Below are 20,800 nucleotides of genomic sequence, written 5' to 3' on the forward strand. Positions count from 1 at the left end.
AGCGCGTGGACAAACCTAAACAATCGGCAAGCTTCGAGGGATCGCAAGGGAGTTCACAGCCATGTCGCTGGATATGAGACGGCAGCTCGTTACGCAGCTTGTCGAAAGCTCGCGCATCCTGCGCAACTATATTGATCATCGTGCCAAACAGCGCGGCACGACCCGCGCCCAATGGGTGGTGCTGTTTCGGCTGCGCGCGCATGAGGGGATGTCACAGGTCGATCTCGCAGAAGTGCTGGAACTGCAGCCGATTTCACTGGTGCGTCTGCTCGACAGGCTGGTGGAGCAGGGGTTGCTGGAGCGCAGGCACGATCCGAGGGATCGCCGCGCGAACCGTCTGCATCTCACCGCCGCGGGACGAGAGCTCGTCGATGATCTCGACGAGCTGCGCGATGCGATCGCCGGCGACGTTCTGCACGACATTCCGGACGAGGCCGTCGCCACCAGCCTGTCGACGCTCAGGGACCTGAAGGATCGGATAAAGACGCTGTCCGATCCGAAAGCCGAGGTGGCGCTCAAATAGCCGAGGCGCAGCGCAGACTGGTCTCATCTTGAGTTGTGTCGTATCGTAAAACATCTTGAGTGCGAAAAGCCGCGGACAAGCTTGGCCTTGCCGCGCAGCGTGGCCTGCGCGAGAGCAGGGCGGTCTGTGGCGATCCTCTGCCGCCATCGTCGGGCAGCGCGCCGCTCCGGACCATTCGCGGGGCCGCGCGGGTCTCTCGTGCGAACGCCGCACTCCGACCTATTCTCGCCGTCTTGTCGCGCCCGATGGGAGCTGATTAGAAGCCGATGAGTCCGGCCGCCGTCATGGCGCCGTCGGGCAGCGGCAGGATTCAACCGGAGCGAGGCCGCGTCGTCCGACGATGCGCCGTGCGACGATAGCGAATGGGGAGCTCACGATGGAAGAACTGAATGGAAAGATGCTCGCGTGCCAGATCCTGGTCACTGGCCTGATCGCACGCGTCGCCAACGAGCAGCGCGATCCGTTGCGCTTCCTGACCGATTTTCGCGATGAGATCAGGGCCGTCGTCAAGGGCGTGCGGATCGCCGGCATCGACGATTCCGATCGCGTGCGCCAGATCGCCGTGCAGACCGTGGACGAGCTCTTCTCGCTGATGAAGCCGCCGAGCAGCGACGGGCCGGCTGGCTCGTCGAACTGACCTGCGCCGGAGTTACGTGCGACGCAGTGGTGATTCGACGGCAGCGCGAGGCGAATCGCGCTGTTTAGAACGATTTCAAGTTCCGCACGTTGTTAGTTGCGCGTTTTTAGAATTGTTTTGATCTGGAACTATTCAAGGCCAAATTAGGGCTCCTCAAATTGACCCCCTGAAACGCGCCCGATACCAACGACCCGTCGTCGCACTGCGAATGATCCGCGTAAGCGACGTGGAACGAAAATCTGGGGCGCGTGAAAATAAATGGGACAGGTGAGAGCACCGCTTTCGCTGCGTGGAGTCGCAGCGATGAAGTTCAATGACGGACGAGGAGAGGGGCCCTCCGTCACCAAGGTGTCGGCGGTGGCCGGGCTGATGGCGGTGGCATCGATGTCGTCGGCCGAGGCGCAGCCGACATCCGACCTGCCGCCCGTCAACGTCGATGCGCCGATCGCGCGGGCCAAGCCGACGTCCTCCAAGCCGACCGCCGAGCAGGTCCGCGCGCGCAATGCCCTGCGCCGCGCGGCGGCCCGCCAGCAGGCGGCGCAGCAGGCCGCGGTGGCGTTCCCGAACGCGGGCGGCCTGTCCGCGCCGGACGCCAACCCCTACGCGGACGCAGCCGAACCCTACAAGGTCAACCGCGTGCAGGCGTCGGGCAAGTTTCCCGAGCCGCTGCTGAACACGCCCAAGACCATCACGGTGATGAGCAAGGAGGTGCTGGCCGACAAGCACGTCACGGCGCTCAAGGAAATCGGCCGCTCGACCGCCGGCGTCACGCTCGGCTCGGGCGAGGGCGGCAATGCATTCGGCGACCGCTTCTTCATCCGCGGCTTCGATGCCCGTAACGACGTGTTCATCGACGGCATCCGCGATCCCGCGGTATCGATCCGCGAGAACTTCTTCACCGAGCAGATCGAGATCCTGCGCGGCCCCGCGTCGTCCTATGCAGGGCGCGGCACGGCCGGCGGTGCCATCAACATCGTCACCAAGCAGGCCGGCGACACCAACTTCAAGCGGATGGATACCGAGTTCGGCACCGATCAGCAGAAGCGCGTCACGCTCGACGTCAACCAGGTGATCTCGCCGACCGTCTCGGTGCGCACCGGCGGCCTGTTCCAGGACTCCAACGTCGCCGGGCGCAACTTCGTCACCGACGACCGCTGGGGCGCCTTTCTCTCGACCAAGTGGACGCCGATCGACGATCTCAAAATCACGACCAACTACGTTCACACCGATCTGTCCGGCTATCCCGATTTCGGCGTGCCCTACTACAAACAGGGCAACGTGCCGGTGACTTCGGCCGGCATTCCGCGCGGCACCTGGTACGGGTTCCTCAACCGCGATTTCCAGACCGCGCGCCAGGATTTCGGCACCGCCGCGGCCGAGTACAAGGTCAACGAGGCCATCACGCTCAGCAGCAAGTTCCGCGGCGAGCACTCGCTTCTCAACTATATCGGCACGCTGCCGCAGGGTCCGAACACGACCAACGCGAATCCGCTGCTCTGGACCACGACGGCGAGTGCGCAGAGCCGCTACCAGACGGTGGACGTCTGGGCCAACCAGAACGACGCCACGTTCAAGCTCGATACCGGCGGCGTCAAGCACACCGCCGTGCTCGGCACGGAATTCTCGAACGAGAACATCTCGATCGACCGCTACACCGGACTGTCATCGGAGCTGTTCGGCGGCGGCTCGACCAGTAACGGCGCCGTCACCGGCGTCAACGTTTACTCGCCGCAATATACCTACATTCCGTTCAGCAACACACCGTCGCTGTCCGGCAACCCGACGCGCTACGGCGTCAACACCAACAGCGTCTACGCGATGGATACCGCCAACTGGCGGGACATCATCATCCTGAACGGCGGGGTGCGCTATGACGGCTACAACATGAGCTCGTCGACCAATTCGCCGAAATACCTCAAGATGAACGCCGACCTGGTCAACTACAATGTCGGCCTGGTCTACAAGCCGATGCCGATCGGCAGCATCTACGCGGCCTATGCGACCTCGGCCAATCCGTTCGGCTCCGAGCTCGACGCCACCGGTACCGACTACGGCGGCGTACCCGCCAACACCGCAGTCCTGCTCGGACCCGAGCGCAACAAGGCGGCCGAGCTCGGCACCAAATGGGAGCTGGTCGATCGCCATCTGCTGGTCTCAGCCGCGCTGTTCCAGACAACCAAGGACAATGCCCGCGAGACCGTCGGCGGCCTGCTCACCTCGGGCGCGGCCTACCGCATCCAGGGCATCGACATCGAGGCGGAAGGCAAGCTTACCGATCGCTGGAGCATCTTCGGCGGCCTGGTGCTGATGCAGTCGAAGGTCACGCAGAGCGGCGTCGCCTCCAACATCGGCTTACAGCTCGCCAATATCGCCCACCAGTCGTTCAGCATGCTGTCGAAGTACAAGCTCGACAATGGCTGGGAGATCGGCGGGCAGGCGGTCTACCGCTCCAAGGTGTATGGCGGCACCTTCGCGGCCAACACCGGCAACGAGCTGCCGAGCTACTGGCGCTTCGACGCCTTCGTCGAGAAGCAGCTCGACAAGAACTGGACGATGAAGCTCTACGCGCAGAACCTGACCAACAAGCTGTACTACGACACGCTGTATCGGAGCGCGGTGCCGTTCGTCGCCGTGGCCCCGGGGCGCGCCTTCTATATCGTCACCACTGCGAAGTTTTGATCATGCTGATCTGCATCCCGGACGTTCTGTCGAAAAACGAGGTGGCCGACTTCCGCCGCATCATGGATGCGGCGGAGTGGGAGGACGGCCGCTCGACGGCCGGGGCGCAGTCGGCCATGGTCAAGCGCAACGAGCAATTGCCGCCCGGCGGCGAGGCGGCGCGGGTGCTGGGCCAGCGCATCATCACGGCGCTGACGAAAAATCCGCGCTTCCTGTCGGCGGCGATCCCGCTGCAGATCTTTCCGCCCTTGTTCAACCGCTACACCGCCGCGCGGGGCGACCATTTCGGCATCCATGTCGACAATGCCGTGCGCGGCGATCCCTTGACAGGCCTGCGCATCCGCACCGATCTGTCGATGACCTTGTTCCTGGCCGAGCCCGACAGCTATGACGGTGGCGAGCTTGTGATCGAGGACACCTACGGCTCACACGAAGTCAAGTTGCCCGCGGGGCACGCGGTGCTGTATCCGTCATCGAGCCTTCACATGGTCACGCCGGTCACGCGTGGCGCCCGGGTCGCCTCTTTTTTCTGGATGCAGAGCATGATACGGGATGCCCACGTCCGGAGCATGATCTTCGATCTGGACACGGCGATCCAGAGCTTGGCGGAACGCCTCGGGAGGGACGATCCCGATGCGGTCAAGCTGACCGGCATCTATCACAATCTGATCCGGCAATGGGCCGAGGTCTAATGGGCCGAGATATGATGACATCGTTCCTCGTCAGGTTTGCAATCGTCCTGTCATGTCTGTCTGTTGCTGCGGGGGTACCTGCACATGCGCAGCAGGAGCCTGCCAGCCCCGCCCCGGCGGTCTCGACCGATATGGCCGCGCCGGCGCCGGGCACGGCGCAGACGATGGCTCCTCCTGCGTCGGGCCAGACGGCCGCAACGACCGCTGCGCCGGCGGGCAGTGAGAGCGCCACCCGAGCTGGCAAGTCGGTGAGCACCGGGCTCGACGAGCTGTCACCGCTCGGCATGTTTCTCAAGGCCGACATCGTCGTCAAAGCGGTCATGATCATGCTGGCGCTGGCCTCGGTCGCGAGCTGGACGATCCTGATCGCCAAGAGCCTCGAATTTTCCGTCCTGCGTCGCCGGCTGGTCGGGGCGTTGCGCAAATTGTCCGCGGCGAAGTCGCTGGCCGAGGCCCAGCTCGCGCTCGGACAGAGCAAGAACGTCGCGACCGTGCTGCTGCAGGCTGCGATCGCCGAGGCGCGGCTCTCGGCCGGGCTCGGCAGTGACGAGGGCATCAAGGAGCGCGCGGCCTCGAGCTTCACCGAGATCGTCCGCGCCGAAGCGCGCCGCGTCCGCACTGGCATGGGCCTGCTCGCCACGGTCGGCGCGATCTCGCCGTTCGTCGGGCTGTTCGGCACCGTCTGGGGCATCATGAACAGCTTCATCGGCATTTCCAAATCGCAGACCACCAACCTCGCGGTGGTCGCGCCGGGCATCGCGGAAGCGCTGCTGGCGACCGCGATCGGTCTCGCTGCCGCGATCCCGGCGGTCATCATCTACAACCACTTCTCGCGGGTCACGAAGGGCTATCTCGAGCTCGTCAACCGCGCCTCCGGCACCACCGGACGATTGCTGTCGCGCGATCTCGATCGCAGCCATGGCGGTCTTCACGTCCGGGCGGCGGAGTAGCAGGCGATGGCCGTCTCGCTCTCCGAAGGCGATCTCGACGACGATTTCGACGAGACCCACGACATCAACGTGACGCCGTTCATCGACGTCATCCTGGTGCTCTTGATCATCTTCATGGTGGCCGCGCCGCTCTCGACCGTCGACCTGCCGATCGACCTGCCGTCCTCGAGCGCCACGCCGCAGAAGAAGCCGGACAAGCCGACCTACGTCTCGATCAAGCCGGACCTCACGCTGGCGATCGGGGAAAATCTGGTCAAGCGCGTCGATCTCGTGCGCGATCTCGATGCCATGACCGATCGGCCGAAGGACCGGCCGATCTTCCTGCGCGCTGACAAGCTGGTGCCCTATGGCGAGCTGATGGGAGTTCTGGAGCTGCTGCGCGCCGGCGGCTACACCAAGATCAAGCTGGTGGCCCTGGAAGCGCCGCCAGCCGCGGCTGCCCAGGGACTTGCGGCAGCGCCGCCGGCCCAGCCCGCGCAGCCGTGAGGAGCGCCGACGTGTGATGAGCGACCTCGACGTCGGGCACTCCCCCTCGCGCCGTCTCTGGTTTCTGGCGATCATGGGCGCGCTGATGCTGCATGTCGGCGGGGCCGCGCTGGCGCTGACACATCTGAAGGACGACGAGGACGTCGGCGGCCTCGGCGCGGCGGGCGCCGAGGTCATCGACATCGATATGGGCTCGCCGAAGGTCGACGACGACGAGGTTCCGGTCGGACAGGACTCGGTGGCGCAGACCGCCGCTCCGCAGATGCAGGAGCAGAAGGCCGAGGTCGAGCAGACCGATCTGCAGAAGGATGTCCCGACCACGACCGAGGAGGCCGACCGCGAGGTCACGACCTCTGACGTGAAGAAGCCGACCGAGGAGCAGAAGGTCGCGACGGTCCAGACGCAGGCGTCAGAGGCACAGGAAGCCTCCGAGGACAGCGCGCGCAAGGCCCTGGACGAGAAGGTTCCTGAAGCCGAGAAGACCAAAGCGCCGAATGCCGGCATCGGCAAGGACGTGCAAAGGTTGACGGCCAATTGGGGCCGCAAGATCAGCGCCTATTTCGAGCTGCACAAGAAGTATCCATCCGGAAAGAAGACCGCTGCTCAGCTCAAGCTGGCGCTCGTGCTCAACCGGCTCGGCCGTGTCGTCTCGGTGGACGTCAGGGAAACGTCCGGCGATCCGGAGTTCGATCAGGCCGCCGTCAGCATGGTCCGCCGTTCGGATCCCGTGCCAAAGCCTCCCGCGGGCCTCACCGACGACGAGTTCTCCTTCATCCTGCCGGTCAAGTTCAACCCGCCGAAATGAGCGGGTGGGGTTCGGCTGGCCTCACTGCCAATACAGTCTGATCCCGACATAGACCACGCAGAGCGCGGCGAAGATCAGCCCGACCGGCAGCTTGCGCGGAGCGGTCGTCCCGCTTTGCGCCGCCTTCGGCTTCGGCGGCAGCTTGCGGAAGGCGGTGACATTGTCGGTCACCGGCTCAGCTGTGACCGGCTTGACTTCGGGCGGGGCGCCGCCGCCGCCCATCTCGGCATAATAGGCCTTGTACATCTCGCGGATGGTGGCCTCGGTCGCCTCGTCCTCCGGCATGTCGCCAAGGCGGGCCTTGTAGCTGGCCAGGAATTCCTGCGCCGCCGGCGGCAGGCCGGAGGCGCCGTTCAGCTTGGCGATCATCTTCCAGGTCGCGAAATCGGCACGGGCGCGGGTGTCGGCGCGGCGTGCGATCATCATGTCAGCGGCTTTGACCAAGAGTGCCTCGGGGCTCGTTCGTTACCATCCCTGACGGGTAGATCTAGACATTACCCGTCAATAGCAGAAGCAGCTGCTTCAGAGAATCGGTCGTGGCGCGGAGCAGCCCCGACACAAGATCAAGATTGAGACCGAACTGGGAACCCGCCAGCGGCAGGAGGATCAGGGATCCGATCAGAATCAGCATGCCGTACGGCTCGAGCCGGGCCAGCGGCCGCGCCAGCACCGCCGGCAGGACACCGACCGCGACCCGGCCCCCGTCGAGCGGCGGTATCGGGAGCATGTTGAACACGGCGAGCAGAATGTTGAACGAGAAAATATTCCATAGATTGCTCGCCACCCACCGCGCGGCCTCAGGTGGAACCAGCGGAAGGGCGTGGAACGCCAGTCCCGCCGCCAGCGCGAGCGCGATGTTGGTGGCGGGTCCCGCCAGCGCCACCATCACCATGCCGGCGCGGAGCGGCCGCAGATTGCGAAAATCGACCGGCACCGGCTTGGCGTAGCCGAACAGGAACGGCGAGCCGGACAGCAGCAGCATGCCCGGCAGCAGAATCGTGCCGAACGGATCGATGTGCCGGACCGGGTTGAAGCTGACGCGACCGAGTCGCAACGCGGTCTCGTCGCCGAACCGCCAGGCGACGAAGGCGTGAGCAGCCTCATGAAAGGTGATGGCGATGATGATCGGCAGGATCCAGACGGAAATGCCGTAGAGCGAGATGTTCAAGGATCGGGTTTCCGGACGCGTTGTGCCCTACATAGGCACGATGGTTCCTTGATGCTACGCGGGATTTTCCGGAAATTGCGGCAGTCCGTCGCTGAGCTGCACCCAATCGATCTTTTCCGAGACCCAGATGTGCTCGGTCGGGGCAAAGGCGTTGCGGTCGTCGAAGCAGGCCAGGGCCACGCCGACCACCGGGCGCGTGGTGCGCCATGAGAACAGCCTGACTCCGCAGCGCGGGCAGAACATGCGGTCGAGCGCGTCGGAGGAGGGGAAGCGCGCGGTTTCGCCGGTGATCGTCAAAGCGTCGTGCGAGAACAGCGCGCGGGCGAAGAACGGCGCGCCCGTCGCCCGCTGGCAGTTGCGGCAATGGCAGACGCGCACATTGATCGGCTCGCCCGTGCATTGGAAGCGCACCGCGCCGCAGAAGCAGCCGCCGTGGTGGGTCATGGTGGGACCTCCAACTGGTTATGAGTACTGGAACGGGTCTGTCTATCGCCGTCATTGCGAGCGAAGCGAAGCAATCCAGGGCCGCGCGATGAGCTCCGGAGTGCTTCGTCGGCTTCCGCCTCCTCGCAATGACGTTTTTTTGGTGAGGACGGGCTCTATCGGTCGGCACGCCAACTAATAAGTTGCGCGGCCGCCGGAAATGTCGAACACGGCGCCGGTCGAGAACGAACACTCCTCCGAGGCCAGCCACGACACCAGCGCGGCGAGCTCTTCCACCAGCACGAAGCGGCCCTTCGGGATCTTCGACAGCATGAAGTTGATGTGCGCGTCCGTCATCTGGTCGAAGATCGCGGTCTTCGCCGCCGCCGGCGTCACCGCATTCACCGTGATGTTGTGCTGCGCCAGTTCCTTGCCGAGCGACTTGGTCAGCGCGATCAGGCCGGCTTTGGACGCCGAGTAGTGCGCGGCATTCGGGTTGCCCTCCTTGCCGGCGATCGAGGCGATGTTGACGACGCGGCCATAGCCCTGCTTCAGCATCACCGGCACGATCGCCTTGGCGCAGATGAAGGGACCGTCGAGATTGATGCGCAGCACCTTGCGCCACTCATCGAGATCGGTCTCCCACACCGTCTTGTTGATGCCGGCGATGCCGGCATTGTTGACCAGGATGTCGATGCTGCCGAACGCGGCCAGCGTCGCGTCACGCGCGCCTTCGACCGCTTTGGTGTCGGTGACGTCGACCTGCAGCGCCAGCACCTCCGGACCGATCTCCTGCGCGGTCTTCTCCGCCAGCGCGATGTCGTGATCCCAGATCGCGACCTTGGCCCCGGAGGCCCTGAAGCGCTCGGTGATGGCGCGGCCAAAGCCCTGCGCGCCGCCGGTGACGACGGCGCAGCGATTGGCGAGATCGATGTGGTTCATGAAGAAAGACTCCTCTTTCGACCCTCATGGTGAGGAGCGCGGAGCGCGTCTCGAACCATGAGGCCCCTGACATCCGGGCCTCATCCTTCGAGACGCCGCTGCGCGGCTCCTCAGGATGAGGAGAAGCTACAGTGTCCAGCCGCCGTCGATGGTGTGCGCGACGCCGGTCGTGAACGCGCTCTCGTCGCTGGCGAGATAGACCGCGAGATGGGCGATCTCCTCCGCCGTGCCGAGCCGGCCCATCGGTTGGCGCGAGATGAACATCTCGAGCCCGTTCGGGCCGGCCGAGGCCGCCCGTCCGAGCATCGAGGGCGTTTCGATCGTGCCGGGGCAGATGCAGTTGCAGCGGATTTTCTTGCCGACGAAATCGGCTGCGACCGAGCGCGTCAGCGCCGCCACCGCCGCCTTGGTCGCGCCGTAGACGTAGCGGTTCGGTGCCGCCTTGAACACGCCGGCGGCGGAGGCGATGTTGACGATGGCGCCGCCGCCCTGATCGAGCATGTCAGGCAGGAAGGCGCGGATCGTGCGATGCATCGACTTGACGTTCAGGTCGAACGAGAAATCCCAGTCGTCGTCGGAGCAGTCGAGGATGGTGCCGTTGTGCACGAAGCCGGCAGCGTTGAGCAGGATCTCGACCTTGCCGACGCGATCGGCCATCGCGTTCACGGCCGCGGTGTTGCGCACGTCGAGCGTCGCGACCTCGGCAATGCCTTCGCTCTTCAGCGTGCTCAGGCCGTTCTCATCGATATCGGTGGCGAACACGGTCGCGCCCTGACGCGCGAAAGCGATCGCGCAGGCGCGGCCGATGCCGGCTGCGGCGGCGGTGACAAAGGCGCGCTTGCCCTTGAGGCGGTCGGACATGGGGTCTCCCTTGGGATGCTCGTTGATTCTTTCGTCATTGCGAGCGCAGCGAAGCAATCCAGGGCTGCGCGCGCGGCTCTGGATTGCTTCGTCGCTTCGCTCCTCGCAATGACGGTGGCCGGCTTTGCGCGGCGTGTCTAGTGATTATGCCTTGCCACGCCGACAGTGCCAGCGATGTTGTGATAGCGCGTGGCAAGCTCCATGCAGGCGCCGGTGGCCTGCTGGCCGACGGTGTTGCGATAGAGCTCCTGCCACGGCGTCTGGTTGGCGGGGTGTGGGAAGCCGCCCTTGGCCTTCAGCTCGGCGCGCCGCGTCGCAAGCTCCTCGTCCGAGATCAGGATGTTGGCCGAGCCCTTGTTGAGGTCGATGCGCACGCGATCGCCGGTCTTGAGGATTGCGAGCCCGCCATCGGCGGCGGCCTCTGGCGACGCGTTGAGAATTGACGGTGAGCCCGAGGTGCCGGATTGCCGGCCGTCGCCGATGCAGGGCAGGGACAGGATGCCGCGTTTGATCAGCGCTGCCGGCGGCTGCATGTTCACCACTTCGGCGCCGCCGGGATAGCCGATCGGGCCGGTGCCGCGGATGAACAGCACGCAGTGCTCGTCGATCTCGAGCGATGCATCGTCGATGCGGTCGTGATAGTCCTCCGGACCCTCGAACACGATGGCGCGGCCCTCGAAGGCGTTCGGGTCCTTCGGATTGACGAGATAGCGGTCGCGGAACTCCTTGGAGATCACGCTGGTCTTCATGATCGCGGAATCGAACAGGTTGCCGCGCAGCACCAGGAAGCCGGCATCCTTCACCAGCGGCTTGTCGTAGGACCAGATCACGTCGTTGTCCGGCTTCGGCGCCTCGCGGCAATTGTCGCCCATGCTGCGGCCGTTGACGGTGATGACGTCCTCGTGGATGCGCTTGTGCCGCATCAACTCGCCGATCACGGCCGGCACGCCGCCCGCGCGATGGAACTCCTCGCCGAGATAGAAGCCGGCCGGTTGCATGTTGACGAGCAGCGGTACGTCGTGGCCGACCTTCTGCCAGTCGTCGATGTCGAGCTCGACGCCGACATGGCGCGCCAGCGCGTTGATGTGGATCGGCGCGTTGGTCGAGCCGCCGATCGCGGAGTTGGCGACGATGCAGTTCTCGAATGCCTTGCGCGTCAGGATGTCCGACGGCTTCAGGTCTTCCCACACCATGTCGACGATGCGCGTTCCGGTCTCGTAGGCGATCTGGCCGCGCTCGCGATACGGAGCTGGAATCGCGGCGCAGCCGGGCAGGGACATGCCGAGCGCCTCGGCCAGCGCATTCATCGTCGAGGCCGTGCCCATGGTGTTGCAATGGCCGACCGACGGCGCCGAGGAGGCGACGATCTCCATGAACTCCTCATAGCCGATCTCGCCGGCGGCGAGCCGTTCGCGCGACTTCCACACCACGGTGCCGGAGCCGGTGCGCTGGCCTTCGTGCCAGCCGTTCAGCATCGGGCCGCCCGACAGCACGATGGCGGGGATGTTCACGGTCGCCGCGGCCATTAGGCAGGCCGGCGTCGTCTTGTCGCAGCCGGTGGTCAGCACCACGCCGTCGAGCGGATAGCCGAACAGGATTTCGACCAGGCCGAGATAAGCGAGGTTGCGGTCGAGCGCGGCCGTCGGGCGCTTGCCGGTCTCCTGGATCGGATGGGTCGGAAATTCCATCGCGATGCCGCCAGCGGCGCGGATGCCCTCGCGGACGCGGTGCGCCAGCTCGATGTGGTGGCGGTTGCAGGGCGAGAGATCGTTGCCGGTCTGGGCAATGCCGATGATCGGCTTGCCCGACTGCAGCTCAGCCCGGGTCAGGCCGTAATTCAGGTAGCGCTCGAGATAGAGCGCGGTCATGCCCGGATTGTGCGGATCGTTGAACCACGCCTGCGAGCGCAGCTTGCGGCTCTTGTCAGCGCCGTTGCCGGCATGCCCGTTCGAGTTCGTCATGTGTTTTCTCCCGCAGTGCAAACGTGGCGAGGCCGGTCCGTCGTCTGTGCGCCATCGGCCCGCTGTCGAGGATCGCCTACGTCTTTCGTTCAAGTCGTTGTTGGTTCGAGTGGTTCTAGTGCATGGTTTTTGGTTGCGCTACCATTTTGTTCCGGAAGCGCGCCCCGACGCAGGCTGCGGATTTGCGGTGCCGCGATGCAAGGTCGAGCTCTGCCGTTCGATCACCTCGAAGCCGAGATCGACGACACGCTGCGCCACGGGACGGCCTTCCACGGCGTCCATGATCATCGTCGCCGCACGCCGACCCATCTCGTAGCGATTGGTGCGCACGCTGGTGAGCGTCGGAACCGCCGCGGCCATGAATTCCATGTCATTGAAGCCGACGATCGCGATCTGCTCGGGCACCGCGATGTGCCGGCGCTGGCATTCGAACAGCACGCCGAGCGCGAGATCGTCATTGGCGCAGAACACCGCATCGAGATCCGGCGCCTTCATCAGCAGATCGGAGAACAGGCTGCCGCCCATCGTGGTCGAGGTCGGAACAGGCGCCGTGACGATGAGACGCGGGTCGAACAAACCGGCCTCCTTCATCGCGTTCTGATAGCCCTGCAGCCTGCGCTGCACCCTTGGGTCCATGCGGGCGCCGATGAAGCCGATGCGGCGGCAGCCCTGCGCGAGAAGGTGTGAAATGGCTGCAAAACAGGCATCGACGTGCGAAAATCCGATCATCATGTCGATCGGCTCGGCGCCGAGCTCCATGATCTGCACGACGGGACAGTCCGCCGCCTGGATGATCAACCGGCTCTCCGCCGTCTGGTCGAGACCGGTCACGATCAGGCCGGCCGGCTTCTGCATCAGGAACAACCGCAGCAGGCGCTCCTCCTGCAACACGCTGTAGCGGGTGTTGGCGAGCTGGATGCTGTAGCGGCTGCCTTCGAACGCATCATAGATGCCGCGCAGCACGTCGGAGAACACGTTGTTGGTGAGGGACGGTATCAGCACGCCGATCACTTCGGTGCGCTGCGATGCGAGCGCGCGCGCGGCGAGGTTCGGCACGTAACCGAGCTCCTTGGCGGCGCTTTCGATCCGCGTGCGGCGGCCGGCCGAGACCGTGGCGGGATTACGGAAGAAGCGTGACACCGTGATCGGGCTGACGCCCGCCAGTGCCGCAACTTCGGTCAGCCGGACTTTGCCCGGCTCGATGCGTTTCCGTCCCATGCCTCGCTCATAGCATAGGCGGTCTGGTACACAAGCGATATTGACAGCGCTATCACGCGGTTGCTAAGCGAGACATTGCGGAAGCGAACTGAACTGCGGACAATGCCAGCCGGGCTGGCCCTGTTTCGGAGCCAGTCGGAGCGACCGGAGCCAACAACAAGACCACCAAGAACAAGACTGCACGACCAGGACTACAAAACGACAAACGGCCTGATCAAACGGCCGAGAACAACGGTCAGAATGCCGCCGGCAAGCAGCCAATGCTGTCGGTCTTTGAGGAGGAAATTGATGTCGTCGGTGCAAATTCGCGACGTGCGCAAATCATTCGGCGGATTCGAGGTGCTGCACGGCGTGACGATTCCGATCGAGGATGGCGAGTTCGTCGTGCTGGTCGGGCCGTCCGGCTGCGGCAAGTCGACGCTGCTGCGCATGCTCGCAGGGCTCGAGAACATCACCTCCGGAACCATCTCGATCGGCGAACGCGTCGTCAACAACGTGCAGCCGAAAGAGCGCGACATCGCGATGGTGTTCCAGAACTACGCGCTCTATCCGCACATGACCGTCGCCGACAACATGGGCTTCTCGCTCAAGCTGCGCGGCGCACGGCCCGAGGACATCAAGAAGGGCGTCGCGCGCGCCGCCGAGATTCTGGCGCTGACGCCGCTGCTCGACCGCTATCCGCGCCAGCTCTCCGGTGGCCAGCGCCAGCGCGTCGCGATGGGCCGCGCCATCGTGCGCGATCCGCAGGTGTTCCTGTTCGACGAGCCGTTGTCGAACCTCGACGCCAAGCTGCGCGTCGCGATGCGCACCGAGATCAAGGAGCTGCATCAGCGGCTCAAGACCACCACCGTTTACGTCACTCACGACCAGATCGAGGCCATGACGATGGCCGACAAGATCGTCGTCATGCATGACGGCATCGTCGAGCAGATGGGCTCGCCGCTCGATCTCTACGACAAGCCGGACAACCAGTTTGTCGCCGGCTTCATCGGCTCGCCGGCGATGAACTTCCTCAACGGCCACCTCAAGTCGAACGGCTCGGTCTATGTCGAGACCGACAACGGCGCCAAGCTGCCGCTGCTGACCGCGCCGGCCGCCTCCGACGGTCGCCCCGTGGTCTACGGCGTGCGGCCCGAGCATCTCGAGCTTGCCGATGACGGCATCGAGGCCGAGGTCGTCGTCGTCGAGCCGACCGGCTCGGAGACGCAGATCGTCGCCCGCATCGGCACCCAGGACATCATCGCGGTGTTCCGCGACCGCCACGAGGTCAATCCCGGGGAGAAGATCCATTTGCGCCCGCGCGCGTCGGCGGCGCATCTGTTCGACAAGGACAGCGGCCGGAGACTCTGATCCGGGCGCTCGAGGCGCAGAACTGACAACAAACAAAACAAGCAAATACTCAACGGGAGAAAACTTCAGATGACTCATTTCCCCACCGATCGCCGGTCCCTGCTCAAGGGCGGCGCGACCTTGCTGGCGGCCGCGGCGACGATGTCGGCCGACGAGCTGCTCGGCTACGCCAAGGCCTGGGCGCAGACGTCGCCGTGGAAGCCGGAAGCCGGTGCCAAGATCAATCTTCTGCGCTGGAAGCGCTTCGTCGAGGCCGAGGACGTGGCCTTCATGAAGATCGTCGACGCCTTCCAGAAGGCCAACAACGTCACCATCAACGTCTCCAACGAATCCTACGACGACATCCAGCCGAAGGCCTCGGTCGCCGCCAACACCGGTCAGGGCCTCGACATGGTGTGGGGCCTCTACACCTTGCCGTTCCTGTTCTCCAACAAGGTCACCGATGTCAGCGACGTGGCCGACTATCTCGGCAAGAAGTGCGGCGGTTGGACCGACTCGGGCAAGGCCTACGGCATGCTCGACGGCAAGTGGATCGGCATCCCGGTGGCGGCCACCGGCGGCCTCGTCAACTACCGCATCTCGGCGATGGAGAAGGCCGGCCACAAGGAGTTTCCGAAGGATCTCGCGGGCTTCGCCGACCTTGTGAAGGGCATGAACAAGAACGGCACGCCGGGCGGCATGGCGCTCGGCCACGCCTCGGGCGACGCCAACGGCTGGCTGCACTGGGCGCTGTGGGCGCATGGCGGCAACCTGATCGACAAGGACAACAAGGTCGTCATCAACTCGCCGGAGACCGCCAAGGCGCTCGAATACGTCAAGGGCCTGTACGACAATTTCGTGCCGGGCACCGCGTCGTGGAACGACTCGTCCAACAACAAGGCGTTCGTGGCCGGACAGCTCTATCTGACGGTGAACGGCATCTCGATCTACGTCGCGGCGAAGAAGGACAATCCGGAAGTCGCGAAGGACATGAACCACGCGCATCTGCCGGCGGGCCTCGACGGCAAGACCCGCGAGCTGCATCTCGGCTTCCCGATCCTGATCTACAACTTCACCAAGTTCCCGCAGACCTGCAAGGCGTTCACGGCCTTCCTGCTGGAGCCGGAGCAGTTCAACCCGTGGATCGAGGCGGCGCAGGGCTACCTGTCGCATTTCCTCAAGGCCTACGACGCCAACCCGATCTGGACCGCCGATCCGAAGAACACGCCGTATCGCGACGTCGCGGCGACGGCTGTCACGCCGGCCGGCGTCGGCAAGCTCGGCGAGGCGGCAGCCGCCGCGATCGCCGACTTCGTCGTGGTCGACATGTTCGCGAATTACTGCACGGGCCGCGAGGACGTGAAGACGGCGATGGCGAGCGCCGAGCGCTCCGCCAAGCGCATCTTCCGCTGAGGTGATGACTGCGTAGGGTGGGCAAGGGCGCAACCCGCCGTGCTCGCCGTCATTGCGAGCGAAGCGAAGCAATCCAGGGCAGTGCGCTCGACTCTGGATTGCTTCGTCACGGAGCCTGCCCACGGGCTCGCCGACGGCGAGACCCGGGGGGCTTCTCGCAATGGCGGACCAGAACCATCCGTCCCGAACGCCGGTGGGCATGCTGCGGTTTGCCCATCCCAAGGTTCGAAGGGAGCTGCTCGATACGATGAGTACCATTCAGACTTCGCTGCCACGTGGCGCGGCCGTGACCGGCGAGCCCTCCGCGTGGGAACGCATCAAGACCAACCGCAACTTCGTCGCGCTCTGGTTCATGCTGCCGGCGGCAGCATTCCTGATCCTGTTCCTGGCCTATCCGCTGGGCCTCGGCGTCTGGATGAGCTTCACCGACGAGAAGATCGGCCGCGCCGGCGTCTTCGTCGGGCTGGAGAACTACGAGTGGCTGTGGGATGACGCGATCTTCTGGCTCGCGGTGTTCAACACGCTGCTCTACACGATCGTCGCAAGCGCCATCAAATTCGCGATCGGCCTCTATCTGGCGCTGCTGTTGAACCGGCGGATGCCGTTCAAGGCCATGGTCCGTGCGATCGTGCTGGTGCCTTTCATCGTTCCGACGGTGCTGTCGGCGATCGCGTTCTGGTGGATCTACGATTCCCAGTTCTCCATCATCTCCTGGTCGCTGATCAAGCTCGGCCTCATCAGCCAGAACATCAACTTCCTGGGCGACACCAATTGGGCACGCGCCTCCGTGATCATCGCCAACATCTGGCGCGGCGTACCGTTCGTCGCGATCACGCTGCTGGCCGGCCTGCAGACCGTCTCGCCCTCCCTGTATGAGGCCGCCACGCTCGACGGTGCCACCAGCTGGCAGCGCTTCCGCTTCATCACCTATCCGTTGCTGACCCCGATCATCGCGGTGGTGATGACGTTCTCGGTACTGTTCACCTTCACCGATTTCCAGCTGATCTGGGCGCTGACCCGCGGCGGTCCCGTCAATGCCACCCACCTGATGGCGACCTTGAGCTATCAGCGCGGCATCATCTCCGGCCGCCTCGGCGAGGGTGCAGCGATCGCCACCGCCATGATCCCGTTCCTGCTCGCGGCGATCGCGATCTCCTGGTTCGGCATGCAACGGCGCAAATGGCAGCAAGGATCCGACCAATGACCGAGACTGCTGCGCTGCAATCCAAGACGCAATCCAACGCCACGACGACGGCGGCCGCGCTCGCGGCCGACGACGACAGCGAGGGCATGAGCTATCTCGAGTCGCTGCCGCGACGGCTGATCACGCTGTATCTGCCGCTCGGCATCATTCTCCTGGTGCTGCTGTTCCCGTTCTACTGGATGGGGCTGACGTCGATCAAACCGGACGAGCAGCTGATCGACATGGAGAAGTACAACCCGTTCTGGGTGGTGCATCCGACCTTCAAGCACATCTCGAAGCTGCTGTTCGAGACGCAGTATCCGCGCTGGCTGTGGAACACGATGTATGTCGCGGTCGGCGCCACGACGCTGTCGATCTTCGCATCCGTGCTCGCGGCCTATGCGATCGTGCGGCTGCGCTTCAAGGGCGCCGACACGGTGGGCGTGCTGATCTTCTTCGCCTATCTGGTGCCGCCGTCGATCCTGTTCATCCCGCTGGCCTCGGTGATCCAGGCCTACGGGCTGTTCGACTCGCCGCTGTCGCTGATCCTGGTCTATCCGACCTTGCTGATCCCGTTCTCGACCTGGCTGCTGATGGGCTACTTCAAGACGATCCCCTTCGAGCTCGAGGAATGCGCCCTGATCGACGGCGCCAGCCGCTGGCAGATCCTGGTCAAGATCGTCGTGCCGCTCGCCGTGCCCGGCCTGATCTCGGCCTTCATCTTCTCGTTCACCTTGTGCTGGAACGAGTTCATCTACGCGCTGACCTTCCTGCAGTCGACGCCGAACAAGACCGTGCCGGTCGCCATCGTCAACGAGTTCGTCGACGGTGACATCTACAAATGGGGATCGCTGATGGCCGGCGCCCTGGTCGGCTCGCTGCCGCTGGTCATCCTTTACGCCTTCTTCGTCGAGCATTATGTGTCGGCCATGACCGGCGCGGTGAAGGAGTAGGGCGCTCGCACAGCACTTCAATCTCACCGCACGGGCGGTGCACCCTCTCCCCTTGTGGGAGAGGGTGGTGACGCGCGAAGCGCGCCGCCGGGTGAGGGGTCTCTCTCCGCGATGGCGGAGTTTGTGGGACCAAACCCCTCACCCAAGCGAGCGTGCGGCACCGGCAGTGTAGCCCTCTCCCACAAGGGGAGAGGGCGCAGTCATGAGCACCGCTTTGCGTCGATGATCGTCGTCGCGCATGGTGAAACAACAAGAAACAAGGAGCATCCCCTTGCATATTCTCGTTCTCGGCGCCGCCGGCATGGTCGGACGCAAGCTGGTCGAGCGTCTGGTCCGCGACGGCCGCCTCGGCCAGGCAGCCATCACCCGCATGACCTTGCAAGACATCGTGGCGCCGGCGAAGCCCGACACGCCCATCGCGGTAGAGACCATCGCCGGCGACTTTGCCGTGCCGGGCTTCGCCGAGAAGCTGGTCGCCGCGCGTCCCGACGTGATCTTCCATCTCGCCGCGATCGTTTCCGGCGAGGCCGAGCTCGATTTCGACAAGGGCTACCGCATCAATCTCGACGGCACGCGGATGCTGTTCGACGCGGTCAGGCTGATCGGCGACGGTTACAAGCCGCGCCTGGTCTTCACCTCGTCGATCGCGGTGTTCGGCGCGCCGTTCCCCGACGCCATCGGCGACGAGTTCGTCAATGCGCCGCTGCTCAGCTACGGCACCCAGAAGGCGATCGGCGAGCTCCTGCTGGCCGACTACAGCCGCCGCGGCTTCTTCGACGGCGTCGGCATTCGCCTGCCGACCATCTGCATCCGCCCCGGCGCGCCGAACAAGGCCGCCTCGGGCTTCTTCTCCAACATCCTGCGCGAGCCGCTCGCCGGCAAGGAGGCCGTGCTGCCGGTGTCCGAGGACGTCCAGCATTGGCATGCCACGCCACGCTCGGCGGTCGGCTTCCTCCTGCATGCTGCGACCATGGATACGGCCAAGATCGGGCCGCGCCGGAACCTCACCATGCCCGGCCTGACGGCCACCGTCGGCGAGCAGATTGCCGCGCTCCGGCGCGTCGCCGGCGACAACGTCGCGGCCCGCATCAGGCGGGAGCCGGATCCGTTCATCATCGGCATCGTCGCCGGCTGGCCGCGGACTTTCGAGGCCAAGCGGGCCCGCGAGCTCGGCTTCACCACCGAGGAAAAGACCTTCGACGACATCATCCGGATTCACATCGAGGATGAGCTCGGCGGGAAGTTCGTCGCCTGAGACCGCCACCAGCCTCTGGACTCACATGGCGCAACGCGCCATGTGAGGGCAGGGAGACATTTGGGAGAGAAATCATGACCGCCAGCATCGTCGGATGGGCGCATACGCCGTTCGGAAAGTTCGACGCCGAGACCGTCGAGAGCCTCGTTGTCAAGGTCGCCAATGAGGCGATCGCCGATGCCGGCATTTCGGCAGGCGACGTCGACGAGATCGTGCTCGGCCATTTCAACGCGGGCTTCTCACCCCAGGACTTCACCGCCTCGCTGGTGCTGCAGGCCGATCCTGCGCTGCGCTTCAAGCCCGCGACGCGGGTCGAGAACGCCTGCGCGACCGGCTCGGCCGCCGTGCACCAGGGCATCCGCGCCATCGCCGCCGGTGCCGCCAAGATCGTGCTCGTCGTCGGCGTCGAGCAGATGACGCGCACGCCGGGGCCTGAGATCGGCAAGAACCTGCTCAAGGCTTCCTATCTTCCGGAGGACGGCGACACCGTCGGCGGCTTCGCCGGCGTGTTCGGCAAGATCGCGCAGGGCTACTTCCAGAAATATGGCGACCAGTCCGACGCGCTGGCGCTGATCGCGGCCAAGAACCACAAGAACGGCGTCGCCAATCCCTATGCGCAGATGCGCAAGGATTTCGGCTTCGAGTTCTGCCGCTCCGAGAGCGACAAGAACCCCTATGTCGCCGGCCCCCTGAAGCGCACCGACTGCTCGCTGGTGTCCGACGGCGCCGCCGCTTTGGTGCTGACCGACAGCGAGACCGCGAAGTCCTTCGCGAAAGCGGTGAACGTGCGCGCCACCGCGCACGCGCAGGATTTCCTGCCGATGTCCAAGCGCGACATCCTCGCCTTCGAGGGCTGCACCGTGGCCTGGCAGCGCGCGCTGGAGAAAGCCGGCGTCACGCTGTCGGATCTCTCCTTCGTCGAAACCCATGACTGCTTCACGGTCGCCGAGCTGATCGAGTACGAGGCGATGGGCCTGACCCCGAAGGGGCAGGGCGCCCGCGCCATCAAGGAGGGCTGGACGCTCAAGGACGGCAAGCTGCCGGTCAATCCGTCCGGCGGCCTCAAGGCCAAGGGTCACCCGATCGGCGCCACCGGTGTCTCCATGCACGTCATGACGGCGATGCAGCTCACCGGCACCGCGCCCGAGGGCATGCAGCTCCCCAACGCCAAGCTCGGCGGCATCTTCAACATGGGCGGCGCCGCGGTGGCCAACTACGTGTCGATTCTGGAGCCGACGAAGTAGGCGAGGTCCGTCCTCCCTCATTCCGAGCACAGCGCGCAATCCAGGGCCGCGCATGCCGCCCTGGATTGTGTCGTCGCG

At 64.9% G+C, this 20,800-nt stretch carries 20 protein-coding genes; 13 read left to right on the plus strand and 7 right to left on the minus strand.

Annotated features, from left to right (window positions below; all coding sequences use genetic code 11):
- Positions 1 to 61: 61 nt before the first annotated feature.
- The 7 genes from ACQR2C_RS11905 (at position 62) to ACQR2C_RS11935 (ending at position 6,772) form a co-directional block, all read left to right on the plus strand.
- On the plus strand, positions 62 to 523 hold the full coding sequence (locus ACQR2C_RS11905) for a MarR family winged helix-turn-helix transcriptional regulator (protein WP_315803121.1): 462 nt from the start codon (positions 62 to 64) through the stop codon (positions 521 to 523).
- Between the two features lie 376 nt (positions 524 to 899).
- Entirely contained in the window at positions 900 to 1,160 is a 261-nt protein-coding gene (locus tag ACQR2C_RS11910) for a hypothetical protein (RefSeq protein ID WP_316180739.1), read from the plus strand.
- A gap of 258 nt (positions 1,161 to 1,418) precedes the next feature.
- On the plus strand, positions 1,419 to 3,839 hold the full coding sequence (locus ACQR2C_RS11915) for a TonB-dependent receptor (protein WP_434881192.1): 2,421 nt from the start codon (positions 1,419 to 1,421) through the stop codon (positions 3,837 to 3,839).
- Positions 3,840 to 3,841: 2 nt separating this feature from the next.
- Positions 3,842 to 4,531: a Fe2+-dependent dioxygenase gene (locus tag ACQR2C_RS11920; protein WP_434838993.1), complete on the plus strand. Its 690-nt coding sequence runs from the start codon at positions 3,842 to 3,844 to the stop codon at positions 4,529 to 4,531.
- Positions 4,532 to 4,542: 11 nt separating this feature from the next.
- Positions 4,543 to 5,481, plus strand: coding sequence for a tonB-system energizer ExbB (gene exbB, locus ACQR2C_RS11925; RefSeq protein ID WP_434881193.1), 939 nt, complete (start codon positions 4,543 to 4,545; stop codon positions 5,479 to 5,481).
- A gap of 6 nt (positions 5,482 to 5,487) precedes the next feature.
- Positions 5,488 to 5,967, plus strand: coding sequence for a TonB system transport protein ExbD (gene exbD / locus ACQR2C_RS11930; RefSeq protein ID WP_316180715.1), 480 nt, complete (start codon positions 5,488 to 5,490; stop codon positions 5,965 to 5,967).
- 16 nt (positions 5,968 to 5,983) lie between these two features.
- Entirely contained in the window at positions 5,984 to 6,772 is a 789-nt protein-coding gene (locus ACQR2C_RS11935) for a cell envelope integrity protein TolA (RefSeq protein WP_315803127.1), read from the plus strand.
- A gap of 21 nt (positions 6,773 to 6,793) precedes the next feature.
- On the opposite strand, the gene ACQR2C_RS11940 is transcribed toward ACQR2C_RS11935, so the two are convergent.
- The 7 genes from ACQR2C_RS11940 to ACQR2C_RS11970 all read right to left on the minus strand — a co-directional run bounded on the left by ACQR2C_RS11940 (position 6,794) and on the right by ACQR2C_RS11970 (position 13,345).
- Positions 6,794 to 7,198, minus strand: a complete 405-nt coding sequence (locus ACQR2C_RS11940; RefSeq protein ID WP_316180740.1) for a hypothetical protein — start codon at positions 7,196 to 7,198, stop codon at positions 6,794 to 6,796.
- A 61-nt stretch (positions 7,199 to 7,259) separates the two neighbouring features.
- Positions 7,260 to 7,940, minus strand: coding sequence for a site-2 protease family protein (locus ACQR2C_RS11945; RefSeq protein WP_434881194.1), 681 nt, complete (start codon positions 7,938 to 7,940; stop codon positions 7,260 to 7,262).
- 54 nt (positions 7,941 to 7,994) lie between these two features.
- The gene (locus ACQR2C_RS11950; RefSeq protein WP_316180720.1) at positions 7,995 to 8,384 is read right to left on the minus strand and encodes a GFA family protein; all 390 of its coding nucleotides are present in this window, start codon (positions 8,382 to 8,384) and stop codon (positions 7,995 to 7,997) included.
- Positions 8,385 to 8,558: 174 nt separating this feature from the next.
- Positions 8,559 to 9,305: an SDR family NAD(P)-dependent oxidoreductase gene (locus tag ACQR2C_RS11955; RefSeq protein WP_434881195.1), complete on the minus strand. Its 747-nt coding sequence runs from the start codon at positions 9,303 to 9,305 to the stop codon at positions 8,559 to 8,561.
- A gap of 126 nt (positions 9,306 to 9,431) precedes the next feature.
- The gene (locus ACQR2C_RS11960; RefSeq protein ID WP_315803131.1) at positions 9,432 to 10,166 is read right to left on the minus strand and encodes an SDR family oxidoreductase; all 735 of its coding nucleotides are present in this window, start codon (positions 10,164 to 10,166) and stop codon (positions 9,432 to 9,434) included.
- Between the two features lie 137 nt (positions 10,167 to 10,303).
- A complete protein-coding gene (locus ACQR2C_RS11965) occupies positions 10,304 to 12,127 on the minus strand; it encodes an IlvD/Edd family dehydratase (RefSeq protein ID WP_434881196.1) in 1,824 nt (607 codons plus the stop codon).
- A 138-nt stretch (positions 12,128 to 12,265) separates the two neighbouring features.
- Positions 12,266 to 13,345, minus strand: coding sequence for a LacI family DNA-binding transcriptional regulator (locus ACQR2C_RS11970; protein WP_434881197.1), 1,080 nt, complete (start codon positions 13,343 to 13,345; stop codon positions 12,266 to 12,268).
- 288 nt (positions 13,346 to 13,633) lie between these two features.
- Here ACQR2C_RS11970 and ACQR2C_RS11975 point away from each other — a divergent pair, with 288 nt between their 5' ends.
- The 6 genes from ACQR2C_RS11975 (at position 13,634) to ACQR2C_RS12000 (ending at position 20,722) form a co-directional block, all read left to right on the plus strand.
- Entirely contained in the window at positions 13,634 to 14,695 is a 1,062-nt protein-coding gene (locus ACQR2C_RS11975) for an ABC transporter ATP-binding protein (RefSeq protein ID WP_315803134.1), read from the plus strand.
- 69 nt (positions 14,696 to 14,764) lie between these two features.
- Positions 14,765 to 16,087: an ABC transporter substrate-binding protein gene (locus ACQR2C_RS11980; protein ID WP_315803135.1), complete on the plus strand. Its 1,323-nt coding sequence runs from the start codon at positions 14,765 to 14,767 to the stop codon at positions 16,085 to 16,087.
- Positions 16,088 to 16,334: 247 nt separating this feature from the next.
- On the plus strand, positions 16,335 to 17,291 hold the full coding sequence (locus ACQR2C_RS11985) for a carbohydrate ABC transporter permease (RefSeq protein ID WP_315803136.1): 957 nt from the start codon (positions 16,335 to 16,337) through the stop codon (positions 17,289 to 17,291).
- Positions 17,288 to 18,223 (plus strand): carbohydrate ABC transporter permease, encoded by a 936-nt coding sequence (locus tag ACQR2C_RS11990; RefSeq protein WP_316180726.1) that lies wholly within the window; start codon positions 17,288 to 17,290, stop codon positions 18,221 to 18,223. Before ACQR2C_RS11985 ends, ACQR2C_RS11990 begins: the two co-directional genes overlap by 4 nt.
- Before the next feature lie 271 nt (positions 18,224 to 18,494).
- Positions 18,495 to 19,478, plus strand: a complete 984-nt coding sequence (gene denD, locus ACQR2C_RS11995; RefSeq protein WP_434838998.1) for a D-erythronate dehydrogenase — start codon at positions 18,495 to 18,497, stop codon at positions 19,476 to 19,478.
- Positions 19,479 to 19,552: 74 nt separating this feature from the next.
- A complete protein-coding gene (locus ACQR2C_RS12000; RefSeq protein WP_315803139.1) occupies positions 19,553 to 20,722 on the plus strand; it encodes an acetyl-CoA acetyltransferase in 1,170 nt (389 codons plus the stop codon).
- Positions 20,723 to 20,800: the final 78 nt, after the last annotated feature.

Source organism: Bradyrhizobium sp. HKCCYLRH3061 (genome assembly GCF_051168015.1).
Lineage (GTDB): Bacteria > Pseudomonadota > Alphaproteobacteria > Rhizobiales > Xanthobacteraceae > Bradyrhizobium.